This is a genomic window from Streptomyces sp. CA-146814, from assembly GCF_050942385.1.
In the GTDB taxonomy this organism is placed as follows: Bacteria; Actinomycetota; Actinomycetes; order Streptomycetales; family Streptomycetaceae; genus Streptomyces.
On record NZ_CP192068.1, the window covers coordinates 2228085 to 2251570 of the forward strand.

Annotated in this window: 17 protein-coding genes and 1 pseudogene; 8 read left to right on the top strand and 10 right to left on the bottom strand. The window is 71.1% G+C overall.

The annotated features are described in order from the left end of the window. The first annotated feature begins 217 nt into the window (after positions 1-217). Together ACQP09_RS09910 and ACQP09_RS09915 are read left to right on the top strand one after the other, a co-directional pair. On the top strand, positions 218-1645 hold the full coding sequence (locus ACQP09_RS09910; protein WP_433397661.1) for an amino acid permease: 1428 nt from the start codon (positions 218-220) through the stop codon (positions 1643-1645). Positions 1646-1789: 144 nt separating this feature from the next. Continuing rightward, the gene (locus tag ACQP09_RS09915; RefSeq protein WP_433397663.1) at positions 1790-3235 is read left to right on the top strand and encodes an amino acid permease; all 1446 of its coding nucleotides are present in this window, start codon (positions 1790-1792) and stop codon (positions 3233-3235) included. Positions 3236-3338: 103 nt separating this feature from the next. On the opposite strand, the gene ACQP09_RS09920 is transcribed toward ACQP09_RS09915, so the two are convergent. From ACQP09_RS09920 to tkt, 3 genes are all read right to left on the bottom strand, one after another. Beyond that, positions 3339-5213, bottom strand: a complete 1875-nt coding sequence (locus tag ACQP09_RS09920; protein WP_433397665.1) for a hypothetical protein — start codon at positions 5211-5213, stop codon at positions 3339-3341. Positions 5214-5416: 203 nt separating this feature from the next. Then, a complete protein-coding gene (locus ACQP09_RS09925; protein ID WP_433397667.1) occupies positions 5417-6097 on the bottom strand; it encodes a Dps family protein in 681 nt (226 codons plus the stop codon). 87 nt (positions 6098-6184) lie between these two features. Beyond that, positions 6185-8419, bottom strand: a complete 2235-nt coding sequence (gene tkt / locus ACQP09_RS09930; protein ID WP_433397669.1) for a transketolase — start codon at positions 8417-8419, stop codon at positions 6185-6187. Positions 8420-8634: 215 nt separating this feature from the next. Here tkt and ACQP09_RS09935 point away from each other — a divergent pair, with 215 nt between their 5' ends. The 4 genes and pseudogenes from ACQP09_RS09935 to ACQP09_RS09950 all read left to right on the top strand — a co-directional run bounded on the left by ACQP09_RS09935 (position 8635) and on the right by ACQP09_RS09950 (position 10907). After that, the gene (locus tag ACQP09_RS09935; RefSeq protein WP_433397671.1) at positions 8635-9009 is read left to right on the top strand and encodes a hypothetical protein; all 375 of its coding nucleotides are present in this window, start codon (positions 8635-8637) and stop codon (positions 9007-9009) included. Positions 9010-9230: 221 nt separating this feature from the next. Continuing rightward, positions 9231-9872 carry a superoxide dismutase gene (locus ACQP09_RS09940; protein WP_018511460.1) on the top strand — a complete coding sequence of 214 codons (642 nt, stop codon included), beginning with the start codon at positions 9231-9233 and terminating at the stop codon, positions 9870-9872. A 199-nt stretch (positions 9873-10071) separates the two neighbouring features. Next, positions 10072-10161 (top strand): annotated as a pseudogene (locus ACQP09_RS09945) (metalloregulator ArsR/SmtB family transcription factor); the annotation flags it as partial. Next, positions 10158-10907, top strand: coding sequence for a DUF2071 domain-containing protein (locus ACQP09_RS09950; RefSeq protein WP_433397673.1), 750 nt, complete (start codon positions 10158-10160; stop codon positions 10905-10907). The pseudogene ACQP09_RS09945 and the gene ACQP09_RS09950, both read left to right, overlap by 4 nt. A 7-nt stretch (positions 10908-10914) precedes the next feature. Here the strand turns inward: ACQP09_RS09950 and ACQP09_RS09955 are convergent, their stop codons facing one another. After that, positions 10915-11637: a hypothetical protein gene (locus ACQP09_RS09955; RefSeq protein ID WP_433397675.1), complete on the bottom strand. Its 723-nt coding sequence runs from the start codon at positions 11635-11637 to the stop codon at positions 10915-10917. A 182-nt stretch (positions 11638-11819) separates the two neighbouring features. Between ACQP09_RS09955 and ACQP09_RS09960 the strand changes: the two genes are divergently transcribed. Then, a complete protein-coding gene (locus ACQP09_RS09960) occupies positions 11820-12425 on the top strand; it encodes a CatB-related O-acetyltransferase (RefSeq protein ID WP_433406536.1) in 606 nt (201 codons plus the stop codon). Between the two features lie 39 nt (positions 12426-12464). Here the strand turns inward: ACQP09_RS09960 and ACQP09_RS09965 are convergent, their stop codons facing one another. From ACQP09_RS09965 to ACQP09_RS09980, 4 genes are all read right to left on the bottom strand, one after another. Beyond that, positions 12465-13880, bottom strand: coding sequence for an FG-GAP-like repeat-containing protein (locus ACQP09_RS09965; RefSeq protein WP_433397677.1), 1416 nt, complete (start codon positions 13878-13880; stop codon positions 12465-12467). 129 nt (positions 13881-14009) lie between these two features. Next, the gene (locus tag ACQP09_RS09970) at positions 14010-14918 is read right to left on the bottom strand and encodes an alpha/beta hydrolase family protein (protein ID WP_433397679.1); all 909 of its coding nucleotides are present in this window, start codon (positions 14916-14918) and stop codon (positions 14010-14012) included. A 122-nt stretch (positions 14919-15040) separates the two neighbouring features. Then, positions 15041-17791 carry a S8 family peptidase gene (locus ACQP09_RS09975; protein WP_433397681.1) on the bottom strand — a complete coding sequence of 917 codons (2751 nt, stop codon included), beginning with the start codon at positions 17789-17791 and terminating at the stop codon, positions 15041-15043. A 169-nt stretch (positions 17792-17960) separates the two neighbouring features. Next, positions 17961-19619 carry a phospholipase A2 gene (locus ACQP09_RS09980; protein WP_433397683.1) on the bottom strand — a complete coding sequence of 553 codons (1659 nt, stop codon included), beginning with the start codon at positions 19617-19619 and terminating at the stop codon, positions 17961-17963. A gap of 356 nt (positions 19620-19975) precedes the next feature. On the opposite strand from ACQP09_RS09980, the gene ACQP09_RS09985 reads away from it, so the two are divergent. Next, positions 19976-20497, top strand: coding sequence for a hypothetical protein (locus ACQP09_RS09985; protein WP_433397685.1), 522 nt, complete (start codon positions 19976-19978; stop codon positions 20495-20497). A gap of 72 nt (positions 20498-20569) precedes the next feature. On the opposite strand, the gene ACQP09_RS09990 is transcribed toward ACQP09_RS09985, so the two are convergent. Both ACQP09_RS09990 and ACQP09_RS09995 read right to left on the bottom strand, forming a co-directional pair. Then, a complete protein-coding gene (locus ACQP09_RS09990) occupies positions 20570-22078 on the bottom strand; it encodes a pyridoxal phosphate-dependent decarboxylase family protein (protein ID WP_433397687.1) in 1509 nt (502 codons plus the stop codon). Next, complete coding sequence (locus tag ACQP09_RS09995) at positions 22068-23456, bottom strand: MFS transporter (RefSeq protein WP_433397689.1); 1389 nt, start codon at positions 23454-23456, stop codon at positions 22068-22070. The genes ACQP09_RS09990 and ACQP09_RS09995 overlap by 11 nt, the downstream gene beginning before the upstream one ends. Positions 23457-23486: the final 30 nt, after the last annotated feature.

Sequence of the window (23486 nt, forward strand, 5' to 3'; positions counted from 1 at the left end):
GACGTTAGCCCAGGGGTGAACGACCGATCACCATCAGCCGCCCACAAAGCGGTGGTTGACGGGTTGATGGGATTCGCACAAAGGTTGCCACGCAATCGCCGCTGGGCGTGATGCTCGTCACGGAGGTGGGGCGGTAGGTGGTCCGTTTTGGCGGGAGGGGCCTTGGAGGCTCAGACTGTAGGTTCCCCATAAATGATCCGAGAGTGACCCGCATCCCGTGCACGACGCTCCCCCCACCCCCTCCGGGGCTCCCGACACCCCCGCGGAGCCCCTCGAACACGGCCTGAAACAGCGCCACCTCACGATGCTCGGGCTCGGCGGCGTGATCGGCGCCGGGCTGTTCGTCGGGTCGGGCGCGGGCATCGCGGTGGCGGGGCCCGCCATCGTCGTCTCGTATCTGATCGCGGGCGCGCTCGCGATGCTGGTGATGCGGATGCTCGGCGAGATGTCCGCCGCGATGCCCGCCTCCGGTTCCTTCTCCGTGCACGCGGAGCGGGCGCTCGGGCGGTGGGCCGGGTTCAGCGTCGGCTGGCTCTACTGGTTCCTGCTGGTGGTGGTCCTCGCCGTGGAGGCGACGGCCGCCGCGCAGATCGCCCACGGATGGGTGCCGGCGGTCGAACCGTGGGCGTGGGTGCTGCTGTTCATGGTGGTGTTCACCGTGGCCAACCTGGCGGCGGTGAAGAACTTCGGCGAGTTCGAGTTCTGGTTCGCCTCCTTGAAGGTGGGCGCGATCGTCGTCTTCCTGGGGCTGGGTCTGCTCGCGGTCTTCGGGTGGCTGCCGGACACCGACCCGGTCGGGATGAGCAACCTGACCGGGCAGGGGGGCTTCCTGCCGAACGGGTGGAGCGGGGTCGTCTCCGGCGTGCTGACCGTGGTCTTCGCCTTCGGCGGGCTGGAGGTCGTCACCATCGCCGCCGCCGAGACGGACGACCCGGCGCGCGCGGTGGGTCGCGCGGTGCGCAGTGCGGTGGTGCGCATCCTCTTCTTCTACGTCGGGTCGATGCTGGTCATCGTGACCGTGCTGCCGTGGACCGCCCAGCAGGCCGGGCTGAGCCCGTATGTGAAGGTGCTGGACTCGATCGGGGTGCCGTCGGCCGGGCAGATCATGAACGTCGTGGTGTTCGTGGCACTGCTCTCGGCGCTCAACGCCAATCTGTACGGCTCCTCGCGGATGGTGTTCTCGCTGGCGGAGCGCGGGGAGGCACCGCGCGGGCTGCTGAAGGTGTCCCGTAAGCCCGGAACGGAGGGTGGTGTGCCCCGGCGGGCGGTGCTGGCCTCGGTGGCCTTCGGTTTCGTCTCCGTCCTGCTCAATCTGGTCTGGCCGGACACCGTGTTCCTCTACATGCTCAACTCGGTCGGCGCGGTGCTGCTGTTCGTCTGGGCGCTGATCGCCGCCTCCCAACTGCGGCTGCGCGCCCGGCTGGAGCGGGAGGCGCCGGGGGCGCTGGAGTTGCGGATGTGGTGGTTCCCGTATCTGACCTGGCTGACGCTGGCGGGGCTGCTCGGCGTGCTGGTGCTGATGCTGACGGACGCCGACGCGCGGCCGCAGGTGCTGTGGTCGGCGGGGGCGACGGCGCTGGTGCTGCTGGTGGCGGTGGGGCGGCAGTGGCGGGAGCGTAAGGGTTCCGCCGCCACCGGCCGGTAGGGGGCGGCGCTTACCGACCGGTAGGCGCGTGTGCACCTTGCGTGAGCCTCGTGCCCGTATAGCGGACACCCGTTCCGTGTGAGCGGTGCGGATGCTCAGACTATGGGTTCGTCCCTCGTCTCAGCTACCGAACAGAGCTTGTCCATGTCTCGGACCTCCGTGTCTCCCCCCACCGCTGACTCCGCAGCCGCCGCCGGAGCCTCGACGGACTCCGCGCTCACCCACGGCCTCAAACAGCGCCACCTCTCGATGATCGCCCTCGGCGGTGTCATCGGCGCCGGGCTCTTCGTCGGCTCCGGGGCCGGGATCGCCGCCGCCGGGCCGTCGATCGTCGTCGCGTACGCGCTCTCCGGGCTGCTCGTCATGATGGTGATGCGCATGCTCGGCGAGATGTCGGCCGCCAACCCGGCCTCCGGCTCCTTCTCCGTGCACGCCGAGCGGGCCATCGGCCCGTGGGCCGGGTTCACCGCGGGCTGGTCGTTCTGGTTCCTGCTCTGCGTGGCCGTCGGCCTGGAAGGGATCGGCGCGGCCCAGATCGTCAGCGGCTGGCTGCCCGGGACGCCGGAGTGGGCCTGGGTCGCCCTGTTCATGGTGGTCTTCCTGGGGACGAACCTGGCGGCCGTGAAGAACTTCGGCGAGTTCGAGTTCTGGTTCGCCGCGCTCAAGGTCATCGCGATCACCCTGTTCCTGGTGCTCGGCCTACTGGCGATCCTCGGCGTCCTCCCGGACACGGACGCGCCCGGCCTGGCCAACCTCACCGGCGACGGCGGTTTCCTGCCGAAGGGCATGGACGGCTTCATCATCGGACTCCTCGCCTCCGTCTTCGCGTACGGCGGTCTGGAGACGGTCACCATCGCCGCCGCCGAGTCGGAGAACCCGGTGCAGGGCGTCGCGAAGGCGGTCCGTACGGCGATGTGGCGCATCGCGGTCTTCTACATCGGCTCCATGGCCGTCATCGTCACCCTGGTCCCCTGGGACAACCCGAAGGTCGCCGAGGTCGGCCCCTTCTACGCGATGCTCGACCACCTCGGCATCGGCGGTGCCGCGCAGATCATGAACGTGGTCATCCTCATCGCCCTGCTCTCCGCGATGAACGCCAACATCTACGGCGCCTCGCGGATGGCCCGGTCCCTGGTCGCCCGGGGCCAGGGGCCGGCCGTACTCGGCAAGATCTCGTCCGGGGTGCCGCGCAACGCGGTGCTGTTCTCCTCGGTGTTCGGGTTCCTGTGCGTGCTGCTCAGCTACTGGCGGCCGGACGACGTCTTCCCGTGGCTGCTCAACATGATCGGCGCGGTGATCCTGGTCGTCTGGATCTTCATCGCCATCTCCCAGCTGATCCTGCGCCGCCGCACCGAGCGCGAGACGCCCGAGAAGCTGGTCGTACGGATGTGGCTCTTCCCGGTCCTCACGATCGTGGCGCTGGCGGGCATGGCGGGCATCTTCCTGCTGATGCTGCGCCAGCCGGACACCCGCGACCAGCTGCTGGCCACGGGTGCGCTGACGGCGGTGCTGATCGGGATCGGGGTCGTACGTCAGCGGCGGCGTCCGGCCGGCGGCGCGGCGGCGGAGGTTCCCGCGCAGCGGAAGTAGGCGGTCCGGGCGTCCCGGGGCGCGGCCGGGCTCCTTCCGCGGCAGTGGCTCCTTCTGCGGCAGTGCGGTGACCCGGCCGGCACCTCAGAAGGCTCCGGCCGGGTCACAGCAGCAGCACCGCCGCGCCCCACAGCGCCGACAGGGCCACCAGCGGCGGGCCGACCGCCATGCCCTGCCGTGCCGCCGGCGCCTCCTCGGCCGGCCGCAGCACCGGGTCGAGGTGCAGGGCCCGCATCTCGTCGGCGGCGCGGACCGCGTACGGCTCGCGGTTCAGGCGGCGTTCCAGCCAGGCCCAGCCGGTCGGCGACAGCGCGACGTCCGGGTGGTCCTTGCCGGTGGTGACGCGGATGCCGTCCTCGGTGTGGCGTACGGCGGTGATCGCGTCCCACTCGATCCGCCGTACGCGCCACGCCCCGGTCACCCACAGCCCGTCGCGGTCGGCGGTGATCCGCCAGGTGAGGGCCGTGGCGACGGCGGTCGTCAGCCACGGCAGTCCCACGACCAGCCAGAGCCAGGTCCAGGACGGCCCGTCGTCGAGCATGGCCCACATGCCGCCGCCCTGGACCACCAGCAGGCCGAGGCCCACGGCCCGCGAGAGGCCGTGCGCCTTCCAGACCCGCAGGCCGTCGACGGGCGCCAGGGTGGCGGCGATCTCCTCGACGGGCCGCTGCGCGTTCTTCCGCCTGCGGTCCTGCGACGGGAGCTTCGGTCCGCGTCGCGCCGGGCCCGCGACGGCCGGCTTCACGGCGGTGACGCTGCACTCCACCACGACCTCGGGCGAGTCCTCGTCGTCGCGTGCGGCGAAGGCGACTTCGGCACCGGCGTACGGGACGCCGTACAGGACGGCCTCGCGCAGCGGCGGCGGAGGGTCCTCGCCGCGGAGGATCTCCCGGACCTTGGTGAGGTCGACGGCGTCCGCGTCCTCCGGCCCTTCCTCCTCCTCGTCCTCCTCGGAGGCGGCCAGTGAGTGGAAGTACAGGACCGGCCGGAGGCCCTCCGGATCGTCGGCCGCGAACACCCAGGTGCGGCCGTCCTCGTGGTCCTCGCGCACCAGCACCTTCAGCACCGGCAGGGGCCCGTGCCGCAGCCGTACCGAACGCGTCCTTCCGTCCACGCCGTTGACGAAGAACGCCAGCGACGCGGTGAGGCCGGCGAACACCAGCAGCTCCCAGCCGAAGGCGTCGTACGGCTCCGCGACCAGCGCCGCCCAGTCGCCGTCCACCACGACATCGGCTGTGCCGCCCTCGGGAAAGTTCTCCGGGAAGGCCGTCTCGAAGCGGTGGGTGCGCCCGTCGGCCTCCACCTTCACGATGTCCATGTCGTCGTCCCGTTCCAGGACCACGACCCGTCCGGACAGCCGCGTGGCGGCCGCGGCCCGCTCCTCGTACGCGTCCGCCACCCGCTGGACCTGCCAGTAGCCGAACCCGGCGACGGCGAGCAGCAGTGCGGCCAGGCCGAAGGAGAACCGGCCGCGGCGGAACGTCCGCGCGGCGGCGGGCAGCGGCTGCGCGGCCGGCCCGGCCGCCTCCATGGCCAGCGCCCGCTGCCGGCCGGCGAGGGCCAGCCGGTGGACGACCCCGGCGGTGGTGAACGCGACGGCCACGAGGTGGGCGAGGACGTACGGCTCCGCCAACGACTCCGTGACCCCGCCCTCCGCGGCGAACCCCACCACTCCGGCCGCCAGCCCCACGAGAGCGAGCCGGGGCTGCCGCCAGACCCAGTACGGGGTCAGCGCCAGCACGACGGCCGTCCCGAGGCCCCACCAGTCGGTGCCGCACGGCTCGGCGGAGGTGCAGACGGGAGCGGGGCCCGCCGCCAGATACCAGACCATCGAGACGACGAGGGCCGCCACCGACCACAACGGGCGCGCCCACCCGGCCGGAACGGCGGCGAGCCAGCGCTCGGCGCCGGGGGTGCGCCAGTCGACGGCGCCGGGGGGTATGTGCTCGGCGGGCAGGGGCAGAGGAGCTTTGTTCACCCGCGCATTATGACCAAGGGTGAGGTCATGGCCTCAGGTCCGGGTCACCGGCGGGCTGGGGGCCGGAGGCCCGGGTAACCGGCGGACTGGTAGCCGGAGGCCCGGGTCACCGGCACGGCTTCGTGGCCGGTGACCCGGGAACGGCGTTCAGCGCATCGTTTTCGGCGCGTGGTGCTCACCGCATGGTTTTCGGCGCGTGGTGTTCAGCGCGTGGTGCGCCTGTTCGCCGTCTTCTTGGCGGTCTTCTTGGCCGGCGCCTTCTTCGCCGCCGTCTTGGCGGGGGCGGGCAGCGCGGTCTTCTTCGCCGGGGTGCGCTTGGCGGCCGTGCGCTTCTGGGCCGCGGCGGCCGCGGCCTCCTCGGTGTCGGCGCCCGCGTTCGACAGGGTGCCGGAGCTGCTCTCCAGGTGGGCGCGGACGAACCACTGGAACTGCTCCAGGCCGCGCAGGTGCTCGATGAGCAGGTCCTCGGTGACGGGGTCGATCTCGCCGGCCTTCTCGACCGCCGCGCGGTGGTCCTCGATGATCCCCGTGTAGACCAGGTCCAGGGCGCCGAGGTGGGCGATGGCGTCGGCGCGGCCGACGCTGTAGTCGTCCCAGGTCCGCTCCTTGACCAGCACGCCCGGCGTGCCCTGCGGCTCGCCGCCGAGGGCCGAGATGCGCTCGGCGGCCGCGTCGGCCATGTCCCGTACGGCGGCGGTCTGCGGGTCGAGCATCTCGTGCACGGCGATGAAGTGCGGCCCGACCACGTTCCAGTGGATGTGCTTGAGCGTCAGCGCGAGGTCGTTGAGCGCGTGCAGGCGCAGCGTCAGGAGGTCGATGACTTGGCGGCCCTCGTCGACGCCGAGGCCGGGAACGGTGTAACGGGGGGTGCGTGCGGGGGACATGGGGCTCCTTGTGCAGAGGGGATGGGTGACAGGGGTGGGGCCGGGGGCGGCCGGGAACGGACTGCGGGGGCCGCCCGGAGGGGGCGTTCAGCCGGCGTCGCCGGTGCCGCCTTCGGTCGGGGTGGCGCCGGGGCGCTCGCCGCCGGGGCGGACCGGGCCCGCCGCCGCGCGGATGCTCGCCAGGGCGGCGTCGGCCACCGCGCGCGGGGTGATGCCGAACTCCTCGTACAGCCGCTCGTACGGGGCCGAGGCGCCGAAGTGCTCCAGGCTGACCATGCGGCCCGCGTCGCCGACGATGTCCCGCCAGCCCTGGGCGACGGCGGCCTCGACGCTGACCCGGGCCCGTACGGCGGGCGGCAGGACCTCGTCCTGGTACGCGTCCGGCTGCTCGGCGAACCACTCGCGGCAGGGCAGCGAGACCACCCGCGCGTCGTGGCCCTCGGCGGCGAGCAACTCGCGGGCCTCCAGGGCGATGTGGACCTCGGAGCCGGTGCCGATGAGGAGGACGTCGGGTGTGTCGCCTCGGCTGTCGGCGAGGACGTAGCCGCCACGGGCTGCTCCGGACGCGGCGGCGTAAGCGCCTTCGCCCTCGCCCCGTTCCAGGACGGGCAGCGGCTGCCGGGTGAGGGCGAGGCCGGCGGGTCGGTCGTGGTGCTCCAGGACGGTGCGCCAGCAGACGGCGGTCTCGTTGGCGTCGGCGGGCCGGACGACGTCGAGGCCGGGGATAGCGCGGAGGGCGGCCAGCTGTTCGACCGGCTGGTGGGTGGGGCCGTCCTCGCCGAGGCCGATGGAGTCGTGGGTCCAGACGTAGGTGACCGGGAGCTTCATCAGGGCGGCGAGGCGGACGGCCGGGCGCATGTAGTCGCTGAAGATCAGGAACGTACCGCCGTAGGGCCGGGTGAGGCTCTGGAGCGCGATGCCGTTGAGGATCGCGCCCATGGCGTGCTCGCGGATGCCGAAGTGGAGCGTACGGCCGTAGGGGTCGCCCGGGAACTCGCCCGTCTGCTTCCCTTCCGGCACGAAGGACGGCTCGCCCTCCATGGTGGTGTTGTTGCTGCCCGCGAGGTCGGCCGAGCCGCCCCACAGCTCGGGGAGCACGGGCGCCAGCGCGGTGAGCACGTCGCCGGAGGCCTTACGGGTGGCGATGCCCTTGGGGTCGGCGTCGAAGACCGGGAGGCTGTCGGTCCAGCCGTCGGGGAACTTCTGCTCCCGCAGCCGGTCCAGGAGCGCGGCGCGCTCGGGGTGGGCGGTGCGCCACTCCTGGTAGCGGGGCTCCCAGGCACGGTGGGCTTCGGCGCCCCGGTCCCGTACCGCACGGGCGTGCTTGAGTACGTCGTCCTCGACGGTGAAGTCGGCGTCCGGGTCGAAGCCGAGCAGCTTCTTGGTGGCGGCGACCTCGTCGTCGCCGAGCGCGGAGCCGTGGGCCTTGCCGGTGTTCTGCTTGGTGGGCGCGGGCCAGCCGATGATCGTGCGGAGCAGGATCAGGGAGGGGCGGCCGCTCTCGTTCTTCGCAGCCTCGACGGCGGCGAGGAGGGCGTCGACGTCCTCCACGTAGTCGCCGGTGCGGGTGAAGTCGACCGTCTGGACGTGCCAGCCGTACGCGGCGTAGCGGGCGGTCACGTCCTCGCTGAAGGCGATGTCGGTGTCGTCCTCGATGGAGATGTGGTTGGAGTCGTAGAAGACGACGAGGTTGCCGAGCTCCTGGTGTCCGGCCAGCGAACTGGCCTCGGACGTGACGCCTTCCATCAGGTCGCCGTCGGAGGCGACGACGTACACATGGTGGTCGAACGGGCTGGTGCCGGCGGGCGCGTCGGGGTCGAGGAGGCCGCGCTCGCGACGGGCCGCCATGGCCATGCCGACGGCGGAGGCGAGCCCCTGGCCGAGCGGTCCGGTGGTGATCTCGACACCCCGGGTGTGGCGGTACTCCGGGTGGCCCGGAGTGCTGGAGCCCCAGGTGCGCAGCGCCTCCAGGTCCGCCAGCTCCATGCCGTAACCGCTCAGGTAGAGCTGGATGTAGAGCGTGAGGCTGGAGTGGCCGCAGGAGAGGACGAAGCGGTCGCGCCCGAGCCACTGGTCGTCGGCCGGATCGTGGCGCATGACCTGCTGGAAGAGCAGGTACGCCAGCGGGGCCAGGCTCATCGCGGTGCCCGGGTGGCCGTGGCCCGCCTTCTGCACGGCGTCGGCGGCCAGCAGCCGGACGGTGTCGACCGCCCGGACGTCGAGCGGGCCCCAGCCGGCACCGTCCGCGACCGGCAGGGCGAGCTTCGGGTCACGGGGGCGGTCGGGGCCCTCCGGCGCTTCGGGGGCGTTGGGGGGTGCCATCAAGTCCTCCTGGTCGGTGGAGCGGGCGGGCGGCGAGCGGCGCACCTGCGGTCCCCGACCCCGGGCCACCCGGCTGCTTGGCCGGGTCCCCCGGGAAACGGCGTCCAAACATGGGCACTCGCGTGCGAAAGGTGGGGGCAGGCAAGAAGACAGAACGCCTTTATAACAAGAAAAGGGAGGATAATAGGACACCCGACGAGAACGAGAGGCCCACCATGTCGAAGAAACCGCCCCGGCACGGCGAGGGGCCGAGCAGGTTCACGGGCGAGGGACAGCACGGCTGGGCCCCCGACGTCGACGAGACGTCGCAGCAGCCCAACCCCAGCGCGCACCGCTCCTTCCACCCGGACACGTACGCCCCGGAGCCGGACAGGCCCCGCAAGAAGCCGACCGACGAGGAGAAGCGCGCCTCGCTGGAAGGCACCACGACGGAGAGCTCGACGCGCCGCGGGGAGGACCGCGGCGGGGACGCGGACATGCGCGAGACCGGCCGCCGGGGAAAGTCCCGGCGCCCCAGCGGCGAGAAGGACGCGTCCGCGCACACGGGTGTCGACCCGGAGGAACAGAAGGGCAGCGACCCCACGCACTGAGCCGTCGGATGCGCGTGAGCGGGCCCGTCCGGCAGATGTGCGTGAGCGGGCCCGTCCGGTCGAGCCGGACGGGCCCGCTCACGCATACCCCGGCCTCCTGCGCCGCAGGTCCTAGGCCGAAGGGCTGATCACTTCGCGGACCTTCCTGCTGCTAGCCTGCTCTTGCATATAGGTTGCAATAACAACTGGACGGCATTCCCAGCAGTCGGAGGGCTCGCATCATGGCCACGTACACGCTCCCGGAACTCCCGTACGACTACGCGGCGCTCGAACCGGTCATCAATCCGCAGATCATCGAGCTGCACCACGACAAGCACCACGCCGCCTACGTCAAGGGTGCGAACGACACCCTGGAGCAGCTGGAAGAGGCCCGCGACAAGGAGGCCTGGGGAGCGATCAACGGCCTCCAGAAGAACCTCGCGTTCCACCTCTCCGGCCACATCCTGCACTCGATCTACTGGCACAACATGACCGGCGACGGCGGCGGCGAGCCCCTCGCGGCGGACGGCGTGGGCGATCTCGCCGACGCGATCACGGAGTCCTTCGGCACCTTCGCGGGCTTCAAGTCCCAGCTGACGAAGGCCTCGGCCACCACCCAGGGCTCCGGCTGGGGCGTGCTCGCGTACGAGCCGCTCAGCGGCAAGCTCATCGTCGAGCAGGTCTACGACCACCAGGGCAACGTCGGCCAGGGCTCGGTCCCGATCCTGGTCTTCGACGCCTGGGAGCACGCCTTCTACCTTCAGTACAAGAACCAGAAGGTGGACTTCATCGAGGCGATGTGGCGGGTCGTCAACTGGCAGGACGTGGCGAAGCGTTACGCGGCCGCCAAGGAGCGCACGGACGTACTGCTGCTCGCGCCCTGATTCCGCTCCGGCGGTTGATGCGTCCTGCCTCGTGATCGTCTTCTCAACCTTCACTTCGGCAGGCGGATGAACGGAGAGCCCTCGCGAGGACGTGACTCGCGGGGGCTTTCCCATGCCCTGAGCCGGGTTGCCCGCCATCGGGTTGTTAGCTATCAGCTCATATGCTGAACATGGCGCATGGGACCACCCTCCGCCGCTTCTGGGGCGCTTCCTGAGCGCCGTGTGCCCCGAACAGATCGTGCTCCGGCACACGAAGTGGCGCCCCGCGCCGGAAGGCGACGCCTCATGATCCGGCCCAAGCTCTCCAGCACCATCGAACGCCGCCTCCTGGTGAACTACCGGGTGGACCCGTACGTCGCGGCGGCCCTGCTGCCCGCGCCGCTGCGGCCCCAACTGGTGCGCGGCCAGGCGGTGGCGGGCATCTGCCTGCTCCGGATCGGCGGTGTCCGTCCCGGCTGGGCCCCGGCCGCGACCGGCCTGACCAGCGAGAACGCGGCGCACCGGATCTCCGTGGAGTGGGACGGCCCAGACGGTGTGGAGCGCGGCGTCTACATCCCGCGCCGCGACACCGCCTCCCGCCTCAACGCCTTCGCGGGCGGCCGGATCTACCCGGGCGAGCACGGCCGCGCGGACTTCACGGTGCGGGAGGAGGCCGACGCGGTACGGGTGGCCTTCGCGACCCGGGACGGTGAGGTGGAGGTGGACGCGACGGTGGAGCCGGCGGAGGAGCTGCGCGGGAGCGGGCTGTTCACGGACCTGGCGGAGGCGTCGGAGTTCTTCCGCCTCGGCCACCGGGGCCTCTCCCCCAACGCCGGTGGCACGCACCTGGACGTCCTCGAACTGTCGGCGCCCGCCTGGAAGGTGACGGCGGGCCGGCCCCGTACCGTACGCTCCTCGTTCTTCGAGGACCTGGACCGTTTCCCGCCGGGCAGCGCGGTGCTGGACAGCGCGCTGGTGATGCGGGGCGTGGCGGCGGAGTGGTCGCAGGGGGCGGCGTTGCGGGTGGGGTGCGGGGTGGGGGCGGGGGTGGCGTAGGGCGCGGCTACCGGGCTTCGGGGCCGGGGGCGCAGCGGGCCGGGAAAAGGACGGCCGGTGGGGCGAGTTCGTGCGGGCGTACGCCGGTGATGTGCAGGCACGCGTCGGGGCTGCCGTCCTCCGGCGGGTAGTGGAGTACGACCCGTTCGAGCGGGATGGCGCGGCCGGCCAGGTGCAGCTCCGCCGCCTGCGGACCGTCGTCCGGGAAGCGTCCGGCGAGAGCTCCGAAGGCCAGGGCTCCGTCTCCGTCGCTCCCGGCGATGATCTCGTGGACGTCGAACCGCCAGTGTTCGGCGGCATCGGCGCGCAGGTGCTTGCCTTCGAGCCCGCATGTGGCGAGGAGGTCGGTGCTGCCTCTGAGGTGGTCCGCGAGGGCGCAGCAGATCGGGACGGCTTCGGCGTAGGGGGTCGCCACCCGGGTGCGGCGGTCGTGGGTGGCGAACGCCAGGGCGTCGTCGAGCAGCCCGAGGGCGGTGGCTCCGGCTTCGGGGTGTCCGTGCCGGGCGATGGCGAGGAGGATGGGCGCGGCGGTGACGACGGCGGGGAAGACCCCTCCGCTGTGGTCGTGCACGAGCCCGCCGCCCGCCAGGACCGAACCGGCTCGGGCGGCCTGGACGAGGCCGGTCGCCGTGGCGAGGGCGCGCAGGCCGGAGGCGGCGAGGTCGGGTCGGTACCAGCCTGCGGGGCCCGGTATGCGGGCCCAGTCCACTGCTTCGATCGCGTCCAGCACCGTCGTATCGTCCCACGGTGAAGGCGGAGGCGGATCTCGCCCGCCTGCGCCGAAAATACCCGCGGCTCACCGGGCCGGACTGCCACGATGACCTTCGTCCCCCGCCCGTGCTCCCCCTACGGAAGGCAACCGTGAGTTCCCGTCCCGAGCCCGTCCCGGCCGACCCCACCGTCCTGCACCCGATGCCCGGCCAGCCGCGGGTGGTGCAGCTGCGGCCGCTGGTCACCTCGGAGCTGATCGAGGTGGGTGCGTACTCGTACTACGACGACCCCGAGCACGCCACGGAGTTCGAGACCCGGAACGTGCTCTACCACTACGGGCCGGAGCGGTTGGTGATCGGCAGGTTCTGCGCGCTGGGCACGGGGGTGCGGTTCCTCATGAAGGGCGCCAACCACCGGATGGACGGGCCGTCCACGTTCCCGTTCCCGACGCTCGGGGGCTCGTGGTCGGACCACTTCGACCTGCTGACGGGGCTGCCCAACCGGGGCGACACGGTGATCGGCAACGACGTGTGGATCGGCTACGAGTCGGTCATCATGCCGGGCGTCCGCATCGGCCACGGTGCGATCATCAGCTCCCGCTCGGTGGTCGTCTCGGACGTCCCGGACTACGGCATCGTCGGCGGCAACCCGGCCCAGCTCATCCGCACCCGGTACGAGGAGGCGGACATCGCGCGCCTGCTGGCGGTGGCGTGGTGGGACTGGCCGGCGGAGCACCTGACGCGTCATATCCGTACGGTCATGTCGGGCACGGTGGCCGAGCTGGAGGCGGCGGCGCCGAGGAACTGAGAAGCAGTGCGGGCCTCCCCCGCGGAGGCCCGCCCGCGCTCAGGATTCGAGGACGCTGCCCAGTCTGCTTCCGCTGGGCGCTCCTGCGATGCTTTTGCTGAGGAAGGCGGCAGTGCCGGTGGCGGTGCGGTAGATGGTGGTGCCGTCTCCGTTGTTCTCGCCGGAGGCTCCGAGGACGAGGCCGGTGGTGCCGTTTCCGGTGAAGTCGCCCGCGGTGACCGCGCTGCCGAACTGGTCGCCGGGCTCGCCGGCGCCTCCGATGCCGCCGGTGCCCTGGCTGAGGCCGGTGGCGGACTTGAGCGCGATGCCGTCCGCTGTGGCCGACAGGTGCAGGAGGAGGACGCTTCCGGCGTCGGCGCTGGTGACTCCGTTCACGGTGGAGTCCTCGCCGGGGAGGCCGGTGACGATGTCGAGGGTCTTGTCGCCGTTGAGGTCGCGCAGGGCGACCGAGGCACCCATCGCGTCGCCTTCCTCGGCTTCTCCGGGCACGTTGGGGGTGGACTGGCTGATGGTGGTGGTGTGGCCGCGGTAGTAGAGGCCGTAGTCCTGGCCGAGCTTGACCGTGACCTGGCCACCGATGGTGCCGCCGTAGGCAGGGTCGACCTCGGGCGAGGCGGGCTGGCCGATGACGATGTCGTCCCGGCCGTCCTGGTCGATGTCTCCGGCGTCTATGGTGCGGCCCGCGCCCATCTGGATGGCCATGGCGTAGGTGAGGCCGGTCCGGCCGGCGCTCTGGTATTCGTACGCTCTCGCCCGTCCATGGCGGTCGACGGTGGTGACGGCGACGTCGTCGAACCCGTCGCCGTTGAAATCGCCGGCCGCGACGTCGACATATTTGAGGTCTTCGAAGGTGAGGCGCAGGGTGGTGGCCTTCTTGGTGGCGCTGTCGCGCCATACCAGCCAGCCGCCCGAGCCTCCGGAGCCCAGGCCGACGCCCACGACGTCGTCCAGCCCGTCACCGGTGATGTCTCCCATCGCGACCGCTGTGCCAAGGCGTGCCATGGCGGGGTTCCGGGGGTCGTCGTTGGCGGTGGTGAAGTAGTCGCCCTGGGTGAGCTGACTGCTGCCGGTCAGGACGATGACGTTGCCGCGCTCCTTGTTCACGCTGTCCGCCTCCCCCGGAGAGCCGACGGCGAGATCGGTGCGGCCGTCACCGTCGACGTCCCCGTACGCGACGTCCGCGCCGAAGCGGTCGCCGGGCTCGGGCGAACCCGGAACGGCCCCGCTCTGCGTGATGACCTTCAGCCCGGTGGACGACGGGCCGTTGCCGCTCCCGGGAAGGATGGACACCTGCCCGGCCGCGGAGGACGCCTGCGGGACACCGGCGATCAGGTCGGCGATTCCGTCGTTGTTGAAGTCCGCCCGGTTTGAGGGAACTTGGCCGGGGGCTGCCTGGGCTGCCCCCGGCCAGGCCAGGCAGCAGAGGCTGCTCATGACCAGTACCGCTGCTGCCACGCGGGGGCGTTGTCGGGCGGGGGCATGTTCGGCTCGGGCACGCCGACTCATCTGCTGCTCCTTGAGGAAAACACGAAAGGGCTGAACTCATGACGGCACCGCGGAGGGATGCGACGGTGCGGAGGTGGGTCAGGCGGTGCGGGCCTTGAGCCAGGAGACGACCATGTCGAACATGCCGGGGGTTCCCAGCAGGGTCTGTCCGTGGGCGGTGGAACCGGTGACGATTCTGGTGGTGATGTCCGAGTCGGGGACCCCTGCGGCCTTGGCGGCCGCTTCCAGTTCGGTGGAGTGCACGGGGGGTACGAAGTCGCCGTCGGAGTGGAGCAGGAGCATCGGTGCGTCGCCCTTGCCTGCCGCGTTCTTGGATTCCATGGCACGCCAGGTGTCCCAGCAGCCGACCTCCCGGTAGGCGGTGGAGTTGTCGGCGGGATCGGGGTAGCAGCGGGCCAGGATGGCGGCGTTGTCGCGGAGCTTGCGGATCTTGGCGACGGTGGAGGTGTTGCCGTCCTGCCAGGCCCGGTAAGGGGAGGCGACCGGGGAGAGCGCCACGGCGCCCTTGATGCCGAGGGCGTTGGTGCCGTGGGTGGCGGCGGCCGTGGCCAGATGCCCCCCGGCGGACGAACCCACGAGCAGAATGTTGTCCGGGTCGGCGTCGTACCGGCCGGCGTTGTCGCGTACCCACTTCACGGCACTGGCCACATCGTCGCGCTGGGCGGGCCAGGCTGCTTCGAAGTTGAGGCGGTAATTCATGATGAAGACCTGGAAGCCCCGGTTGGCGAACTGCTTCGCGTTGGTCGCCCAGCTGGCGTGGGTGTACCAGGAGCCGCCAGTGATCAGTACGACTGCCGGGCGGGGCGCGGGCGACGGATTCCAGGTGATTTCCAGGCGCTGGCGGGGGTGGGTCCCGTACTGCTGAGTGGCGGCCTCGGCATTCGCGGACGTCGCCACCTCGGTCACGGTTGGCGGTGCGGGTGCTGCGGCCGTGATGCCGACGATCGCCAGCACGGCGGTCACAAGGATCAGAAGAGTGCGACGCACGAAGGGTCTCTTTCAGGAAGGGGAGAGCAGGAGGTCGATCACGCCGGCTGGGCACGCTCCGGCCCCGGGAAGGCCGCCGGCGTTTCCCGGGGCCGGAGCGTGCTGTCGTCCGCGGTACGGAGTCAGCGCATGCCGGCGCCGAAACGCTGGCCGGTCGCCGGGAGACCGTTCTTGCCGGGCTCGTACGTCGTGACCGGTTCGCTGCCCCCGGCGATGATGTTGAACCACGGCACGGTGTGGGCGCGGCCGTACGGTGTCGGGCCGTCAGGAACACCGACGTAGAGGAACGCGCCCGTGGCGGTGAGTGCGTTGCCGACCTTCTCACCTGTCACCGGGGCACCGGGAAGACCGCGCCCCGGGTGGACCGTGACGTCGGAGTCACCCGGCTTACCGAGCAGGCCGAAGACCATGATGCCTCCGACGTCCGTGGCGGTACCGAGGTCCTCACCGGGAACACCGACGGCCACCACCGTGTTCAGTGCGGTGCTCACTGCCGAGGGGTTGGTGCTGACGGCGGCCACCGTGTGTCCGAACCGGTCGCCGTCCTCGTTCGCGCCGGACACGTCCGTCGAGCCCTGGTGGATACCGGACAGCTGGCTGAAGCCGGTGGGGGTCAGCCGGATGACGTCGATCCGGCCGGTGTTGTTGACCGTGGTGGTGCCCTCACCCGGGGTACCGATCACGAGCAGCGACTCGGTACCGGTGGCGGCCGCGTTGGGCCGGTAGGTGGTCATGCTGAGCGAGAACCCGAAGGTGTCGCCGGCCTCGGCCCCGTCCTGGAGCTCAGCGAGGTTCTGGTCCAGCCCGGCGATGCTCGTGGGGATCTTGGCGCTGTTCAGCTTGTGGTTGAACACCGCTACGGCTCCGGCGTCGGCCAGGCTGCCGATGGCCTCCCCCGGCGACCCGATGGCCAGGTGCTGGGGCGACCCGGCGAGAGAGGCGCCGAAGTCGTCGTTGCTCTCCATGGTGCCGGGCACGCCTTCGGAGTTCTGGTTGATCAGGACGTTGTTCAGCCCTGTGCCGTGCAGGTAGACAACGGCGCCGGGATTGACGAATCCGCCACCGTCCTCTCCGGGCACGCCCATGGCGAGGTACGGGACGCCTGCGATCGTGGTCCCGGCGGCGAGGGCCTCGCCCATACGGTCGCCGGCCTCCGCGCTCATCCCCGCCAGTGCCCCGATGCCGCTGCCCTGGACCAGGTTCACCGTCGCCTTGCCCTGCCCGAGTCCGGCGGTGGAGCCGTAGACGATGTGGACCCCGCCGGCCCCGGCCTCGGTACCGATGGCCTCACCGGGGACGCCGACGGCCAGGTCGGTGCAGCCGTCGAGGTTGTGGTCGAACGTCGCCAGCGAGCCACCGAAGCGGTCGTTCGCCTCCGCGGCGGAGCTGGGCAGGATCGGCAGTGCCTGGGACAGCTCCCCGTTGCCCTTTCCTCCACCGTAGACAAGCTGTACGCGCCCGGCCTTGGCGGCGCCGGAGACGGTGGCGTCCGGGTCCGCGATGGCGATGTCCCGCCGCCCGTCGCAGTTGAAATCGACGATGTCGCCCGGCCCTTGGCCGAGCGCCTTGGCGAGGTCGACACGCGGTGTGGTGGCCCCTGTGTAGGTGATGGGCTTGCCGGTGGACTTCAGCAGCGATTCGAGTGCCGCGAGGTTCTTCTCGGGGAACGCCTCACGGAGCACCGCGAGAGCACCGGCCACGTACGGAGCGGCCATGGAGGTGCCGTTCTTCGAGCCGTAACCGCCGCCGGGTACCGAGGAGACGACGCCGGTGCCCCGTGCGAAGAGGTCCAGCAGCTGTCCCCGGTTGGTGAAGGAGGACAGCTGGTCGTCCACGGTGGTGGAGCCGACGGCGATGGCGGAGGAGACGCAGGCGGGAGCGCCGACGGCGTCGGCGCCGTTGTTTCCGGCAGCGACGACGGTGGCGACCCCGGCGTTGAACAGATTGGTGATGGCCTGCTTGCGGGGGTCGTCCTCGCAGGACGTGGTGTAGCGGCCGGAGCCGAGGCTGAGGTTGGCCGCGATCACCGGTATGCCGGACTGCTTCAGCTGCTGAACCCTTTCCAGGCCCGCGATCTGGGCGCTGGTGAAGCTGAGGACGCACGGTGTGGCCTCAGGACCGCCGCAGACGTCCTCGGAACTGAACTTGCTGAAGATCTGGATGGCGATGAGGTTCGCGGCGGGGGCCACCCCGGAGGCGGGCGCTCCGGCGAGGTTCTTGCCGCTGCCGGCGGCGATCCCGGCCACGTGGGTTCCGTGGTCGCATTCGGCGATGGCCGCGCACGGCCCGGCCCCGGAATTGGCCGCACCCGGTCCTGTCTGCGCAGCGGTCCCGTCGGGGCACAGGCTGGTGGCGGCGTAGTCGGGGTCGGGGTCGGTGGGCGAGAAGCACGCCTCGGAGACGATCCGGTCCTTCACATACGGGTGGCCGGTGTCGACACCGGTGTCCAGGATGGCGATCGCGCTGCCGCGGCCGGCTTCCTCCGCTCCGGCGGGCACGTCGGCGAGGGCTCGGGTGCTCTCCAGCGTCGGCGGAACCGGTACGTCCTCGGTCACGCTGACCACGCCCGGCTGGCCCGCCAGCTTGTCCAGTCCGCCCCGGTTGACCTTGAGGGTGACCACCGGCACGGTCTCGAAGGACTGCATCGTCGTGCCGGCGGTCGCCGCGCCGGGCAGATCCGCGCGGTTCTTCGTGACCACGTTCACGCGAACGGTGCCGCCGCCCGCGGTCTCGTCGTACAGCGGCGGATCGACGGGGCCCGCCGTCTCTGCTGCTCCGGGGGTGCTGGACGGTGCGGCGGCCTGGGCCGGAATGATGCCGACGGTCGCGGTCATCACCACGGTGAGGACCGTTGCCCATATCGGTTTCTTCAACGTTGCTCCAACGAGGGGCGGGCATGGTTCGGCCCGGGGGAATGATGTGTGAGGGCAGGCGTGAGTGAGCCGGGCGGTCAAAGGTTTCTACCACCCGGCCCACTCACGATTCCTTGGTACGCGGCGTCAGAATCCTGTGCTGCGTACGGTCAGCGGGTGTTGCGGGAGATCAGGTCGCATTCGCGCCGTTCTTCGGCTTGCCCTTCAGCCCCACGGCCTTGTAGTAGGCCCATGCGATGCCATTGCACTTGGGCCTCTTCGTGATGAAGTAGGCCTTGCAGCTGTACTTCTTCATCGTGGTGTGGAAGGCGTTGTCGACATTCGACTTCTTGCTGCGGTCGAGATAGTACTTGTAGCCCTTGTACGTGTTGCCGATCAGGCCGTAGCCGTAGTCGTGCATGTCGCACGCGGTACGGAAGTTGAAGCCGCCCGGCCTGCTGATGTTGGGTCCCGGGGTGCTGCAGCCGTCATTGTTGATGCCTACGACCCAGTGGCCGGTCGGCGTCTTTTTCCAAAGCGGCTGGTGCCAGCCGTAGTGTGCGGCCCACGCGGCGCAACCACTCTTCAGATACCAGAGCCAGTCCGTCGCCCGGCTGCACTTGCGGGGATATGCCTGCGGGTCGGAGATCTCACCACTGATGAAATCCGTCGCCGGCGGTGCGGTGGCGGCGCCGTCGGTGATACCGGCCGCCCCCTGGACGGGCGACTCGGCGGACGGACGCGCGGGGCCGATGGGCTCGACGTTGGGGACGGCCGCATCGGCGGGGAACGTCAGGTCCCAGGTGCCGTTGGACGGCGAAGCGACGTCGGAGACACGTCCGGTGGAGTCGTAGGCGTACGACGAGACCGGTGCGGTTCCCTCGACCGGATTGGCCACGGAACGCAGCAGCCCCGAGGCGTCGTAGGAGTAACGCGCGAGCGTCTGCGTCGTGGCACCGGTGGTGAGGACGATCTCCTTGGCCCGGTTGACGAACTCACCGGGAGTCGTGCCCGTGGCCGTCGTGGCGGTCGAGTACTTGACCACCAGCGACTGCTCCGGGACCTCCTCGGTGGCGGCCTCCTTGATGCTGGAGATCCGCCCCTTGGTGTCGTAGCCGGCGGTGGAGAGAGTGCCGTCGGCCACGGTGCCGACGCCCGTGACACGCCAGCCGTTGGCTCCTGGAGCGGCTTGCTTCCAGGTGTAGGTGGGAGTCAGCGCGTCGACGCTGATGGGAGAGCCCGCATCGGTGTCGGCGGACTGGTCCGCATCCGCGCTCGCCCCGGCCACGGCGCCGGTCTCGGCGATCGTGGACACCAGAGTGCCGGTCGACGCGTCGAACCGGGTCGTCTCGGTCAGCTTGTCGCCCTCGGCGGTCTCGTACTTCCTGACACCACCGCCATTGGGATAGTCGACGCTGCTTTTCAGGGTGTACGTGAGCGCGACATTCACGTCGAGATCGGTGACGACGAAGGAGTTGGGCTTCTCCTCGAGCTTGCGGTTGAGCTGGCCCCCCAGGAATTCGGCTTCCCAACCGGGGCCGAAGACACCCATGTCCGGTCGGGACGCGGGCGCGGATTCCGGCCTGGCGACACCGCTCGCCTGAGCGATGACCGTGTGGCTGCGGCTCATGAGCCCCTCTGCCACATCCGTCTCGTAGATCTCGAAGGATTTTTCCGCGGTCGAGTACAGGCCGGGACCGACCTGCTGCAATTCACCCGCAGCCAGCGGCGGTTCGACAACCGTGTTCGCCGGATTCGCCGGCCCTGCGGGTGCCGCCACTGCTGCGCCTTGCGGCATGAGCAGAGACAGAGACAGCACGGCAAAAACAGGCAGCGCACTTCTGCGCACGAGTTCCCCCCTCGTGTAGCAACTGTGAAGGATCTGAGTGATCGACGTGGACACTAGGTCACGTCCGGTGCCTCCACAAGCCCTTAAAATGCGGAATGGACAGCACCACTTTTCGCCCTGAGCTTCACTCATGGAAAACGTCCGGCCACATGAGTACGCGTGCTCATGTGGGCGCTCCAGGGCGGCAGGAGACTACGCGCATGACACAGACCCCCGCCTTTTCAGGCGAGTTCGCCCACCCTCTGCGTGCTTTCGCGGCAGCCGCTCTGGCGGTCCTGGCACTTTCAGGCTGCGGGAGTGGTGAGCAGAGCGGCAGTGGGCCACAAGGAGGGGCGGCCAAGGGGGGCGAATCCACGGTGGGTGCTGCGGCACCGGGCTCCGAGCAGGCGGCATTCGAAGAGATGCTCAACCAGGTCGCGCAGTCGTGCGCTTCGGCCGGCGGGGCGGGACAGGTGCCGACGGACGGGACCGTCGAGAGACCGGCCGACAGGAAGCCGAACGCGCCCGGAGGTGAGCCGAGCCTCGCCCCCGGCGCGTCTCCCCCGGACGGCCCTGTCGAGCCCGGCGCCCCGACCGGGCCCGGAGCAGAGCTGAACGACCGGGACTGGTGTGCGAGCGTCCTGCACGAGCAGCGCATCATCGAGACCCTGCAAGGGGTTTCGGAGCCCGACCCCGTCAAGGTCCGCAAAGCGTTGAACGGCCTCGGCTACATCGACGAGCGCATTCACGGCCTCCAGCAGGAAGGGGAGAAGACGCGCTTCTACCTCGACCTGCGTGAGAAGGGCGGGCAACTCTGCGAGGAGGGCCTGGCGGCGGGCGAGGTGACGGAAGTGACCGTATGCCCGCCGTCCGCCATCAAGGCCGCCGGCGGACGGTAGGCAATCAGTCTTCCGACACCGCTGCGGCCCGGAACCACCTGGCCGTGTTCGAGGTCTGCTCGGGCCGCCCGATCACGGCCGGCCCGAGCGGAACACCGACCCCACGAACTCCGTCAGCAGCCGCTCCTTCAGCCGGACCGGCAGCGCGTCGAGCAGGAACAGCACCGGGGCCATCCGCTCCGGGAGGCCGGCCCCCTCTCCCAGGCCCGCGAAGGCCAGGATTCCCGCGATCTCGTCCGGGGTGAGCGCGTCGGGGTCCAGGTCCGCCGCCAGGTCCGTGAGGGCCGGGTCCGCCGTGACCGGGGGCAGAGCTCGAGCCTCGGCCAGGGCTTCCGGCAGGTCGGTGAGCAGGGTGTCCACGCGGTCGACCGTGGCGGGGGTCAGGGTGAGGTGGAGGTTGGGCGGGAGGCCGTCGAAGGAGAGCTGGGGCTGGAGGTACCAGCCGCGTACGCGCATCTCGTCGGCCAGGTGGAGGAGGAGGCTCAGGTCCGGCGTGCCGGTGGTGCCGTCGGGTGTGGCTGTGGTGAGGACCGTGAACGCGACCAGGCCCGCCTCCGGTTCACCGAGGATGTGGACGTCCGGGATGGTGCGTAGGCCCTCCAGCAAGTGGTCGGAGGCTTCCGCCACCCTTGCGGCCAAAATCGTGTAGCCGTCCTCGCCTATGTGCTGGAGCACCGCCCACGCCTGGGCCAGCAGACCCGCCGACTTGGTGCCCTGGACCGTCGGGTTGACCACCGGGTAGCCGGGCCAGCCCGCGTGGGCGAAGTACTGGTGGCGGCGGAGTTCCGCGTCCCGGTAGAGGACCACCGAGGCGCCCTTGTCGGCGTAGCCGTACTTGTGCAGGTCCACCGAGAGCGACGTGACACCGGGGACCGAGAGGTCGAACGGCTCGACCGTGCGGCCCGCCTTGCGCAGGTACGGCAGCAGCCAGCCGCCGATGCAGGCGTCCACATGGCACAGCACCTCGTGCTCGGCGGCCGCCTCCGCGATCCTCGCCACCGGGTCGATGACCCCGTGCGCGTACGAAGGCGCCGAGGCGACCACCAGCGCGGTACGGGGCGTGATCGCGGCGGCCATCGCGGTGGGGTTCGCCTTGTACGTCACCGGGTCCACCGGGACCACCACCGGTTCCAGGCCGAGATAGGCGGCGGCCTTGTGGAACGCGGCGTGCGCGGTGGAGGGCAGCACCAGCTGCGGGTCGGTCACGCCACGGGTCGAACGGGCGTGGTCCCTGGCCGCCTTGACCGCCAGCAGGATCGATTCTGTGCCGCCGCTGGTGAAGGTGGATCGCGTCTGCGGCGACCCGCCGAGGAGCGCTGCCGCCGCGCCGACCAGGTCGTTCTCCAGCCGCGCCACGCTCGGGAAGACCGTGGGGTCGAGGCCGTTGACGGTGGCGTACGCGGCGTAGGCCTCGGCGGCCAGCTCGTCCAGGCCCTCGCGCCCGGCGTCGTAGACGTACGCGAAGGTCCGGCCGCCCCGGGTCGGGGCGTCGGCGGTGCGCAGTTCCTTGAGTTCGGTGAGGATCTCGGCGGCGGGGCGGCCGGTGGGGAGGGCGGGGGCGTTGTCCTGGTCATGGGACACGGGCGGGTTCCTCCGGGGCGTCGGCGGGGTCCTCGCGATAGTGGTGGAGCAGCCACAGGCTCGCGGCGGCGAGGAGTGCGGGCAGCAGGCTCATACCCGCCGTGATGCCGGTCAGCGCGGCGGCGGGCTGCGCGACCTCGTGGTCGGCGTCCGATGAGCGGAAACCGGTCACCGTGAGGACCAGCGCGAAGACGCCCGCGCCCAGCGCGAACGCCAGCGTCTCGGCCGCCGTCCACAGCCCGGTGAACGTGGCCGCGCGGCGCTTGCCGGTACGGGCGGTGTCGGCGGCGAGGGTGTCCGCGAGCAGGGTGAGCGGCAGGAGTTGGAGGCCCGCGTAGGCGATGCCGATGACCGCGACCGCCACGTATCCGAGCGCGCTGCCCACCTGGCCGGTCAGCGCGAGGGCGGCGGCCCCTGAGACGTACAGCAGTGTTGCGCAACCCTGCGCGTACTTCGCGCCGCGCAGCCGGGCGAGCCTGGTCCAGACCGGCACGACCAGGACCAGCGGGCCGATCAGACAGGCGAAGAGCGGGGTCACCGCGGCCGGTGAGCCGAGGGTGTACGTGGCGAAGTACTGGACCCCCGCCAGCATCACGCCGACCGCGAGCGCCTGGAGGAACCACATGCCGGCCAGGAAGAGGAACGGCCGGTTCGTGCGGGCCACGGCGAGTTGGGCGCGGAGGGAGGGTTCGGCGGTGGAACGGGCCACGGCGGGCGCCCACCGGGTGGTGAACCAGGCGCCGAACATGCCCGCCGCGAGCAGGACGGCGACCGCGATGCCCATCAGCCGGTAGCTCGCCGAAGTGCCGCCGTCCGCATGGGCGATGGCCGGGGCGAGCGCGCCCGAGAGGAGGATCGCGGCGCCCAGGAAGCCGACCCGCCAGCTCAGCACCCGGCGGCGCTCGGCCGGGTCCTCGGTGATCTCGGTGGGCATCGTCACGTACGGCACCTGGAAGACCGCGTACGCGGTCGCGGCGAGCAGGAAGAGCGCGGCGACGTACGCGGCGGCCGCCATGCCGCGCAGCGGGGGCGCGGCGAAGATCAGCGCGAAGAGCGGCGGCAGGGTGCAGGCGCCGATAAGCAGGAACGGGCGGCGCGGGCCGCCGCGCAGCCGGCTGCGGTCGGAGAGCGCGCCGACGAGCGGGTTGATCAGGACGTCCCAGGCCTTGGGCAGGAAGACGGCCGCCCCGGCGATCGCCGGGGAGACGGCGAGCACGTTGGTCAGGTAGTAGAGCAGGATCAGGCCGGGCACGGTGGCGAAGGTGCCGGTGCAGAGCGAGCCGAGGCCGTAACCGATCCGCACCCGGCGCGGGAGGAGCGGGCCCGGGCTGCCGGGGCTCCGCTCCGTACCGCTGTCGTGGCGGCTCTCGGTCGGCATGGGGCAGAGCATGAACGAGAGTTCGAGCGA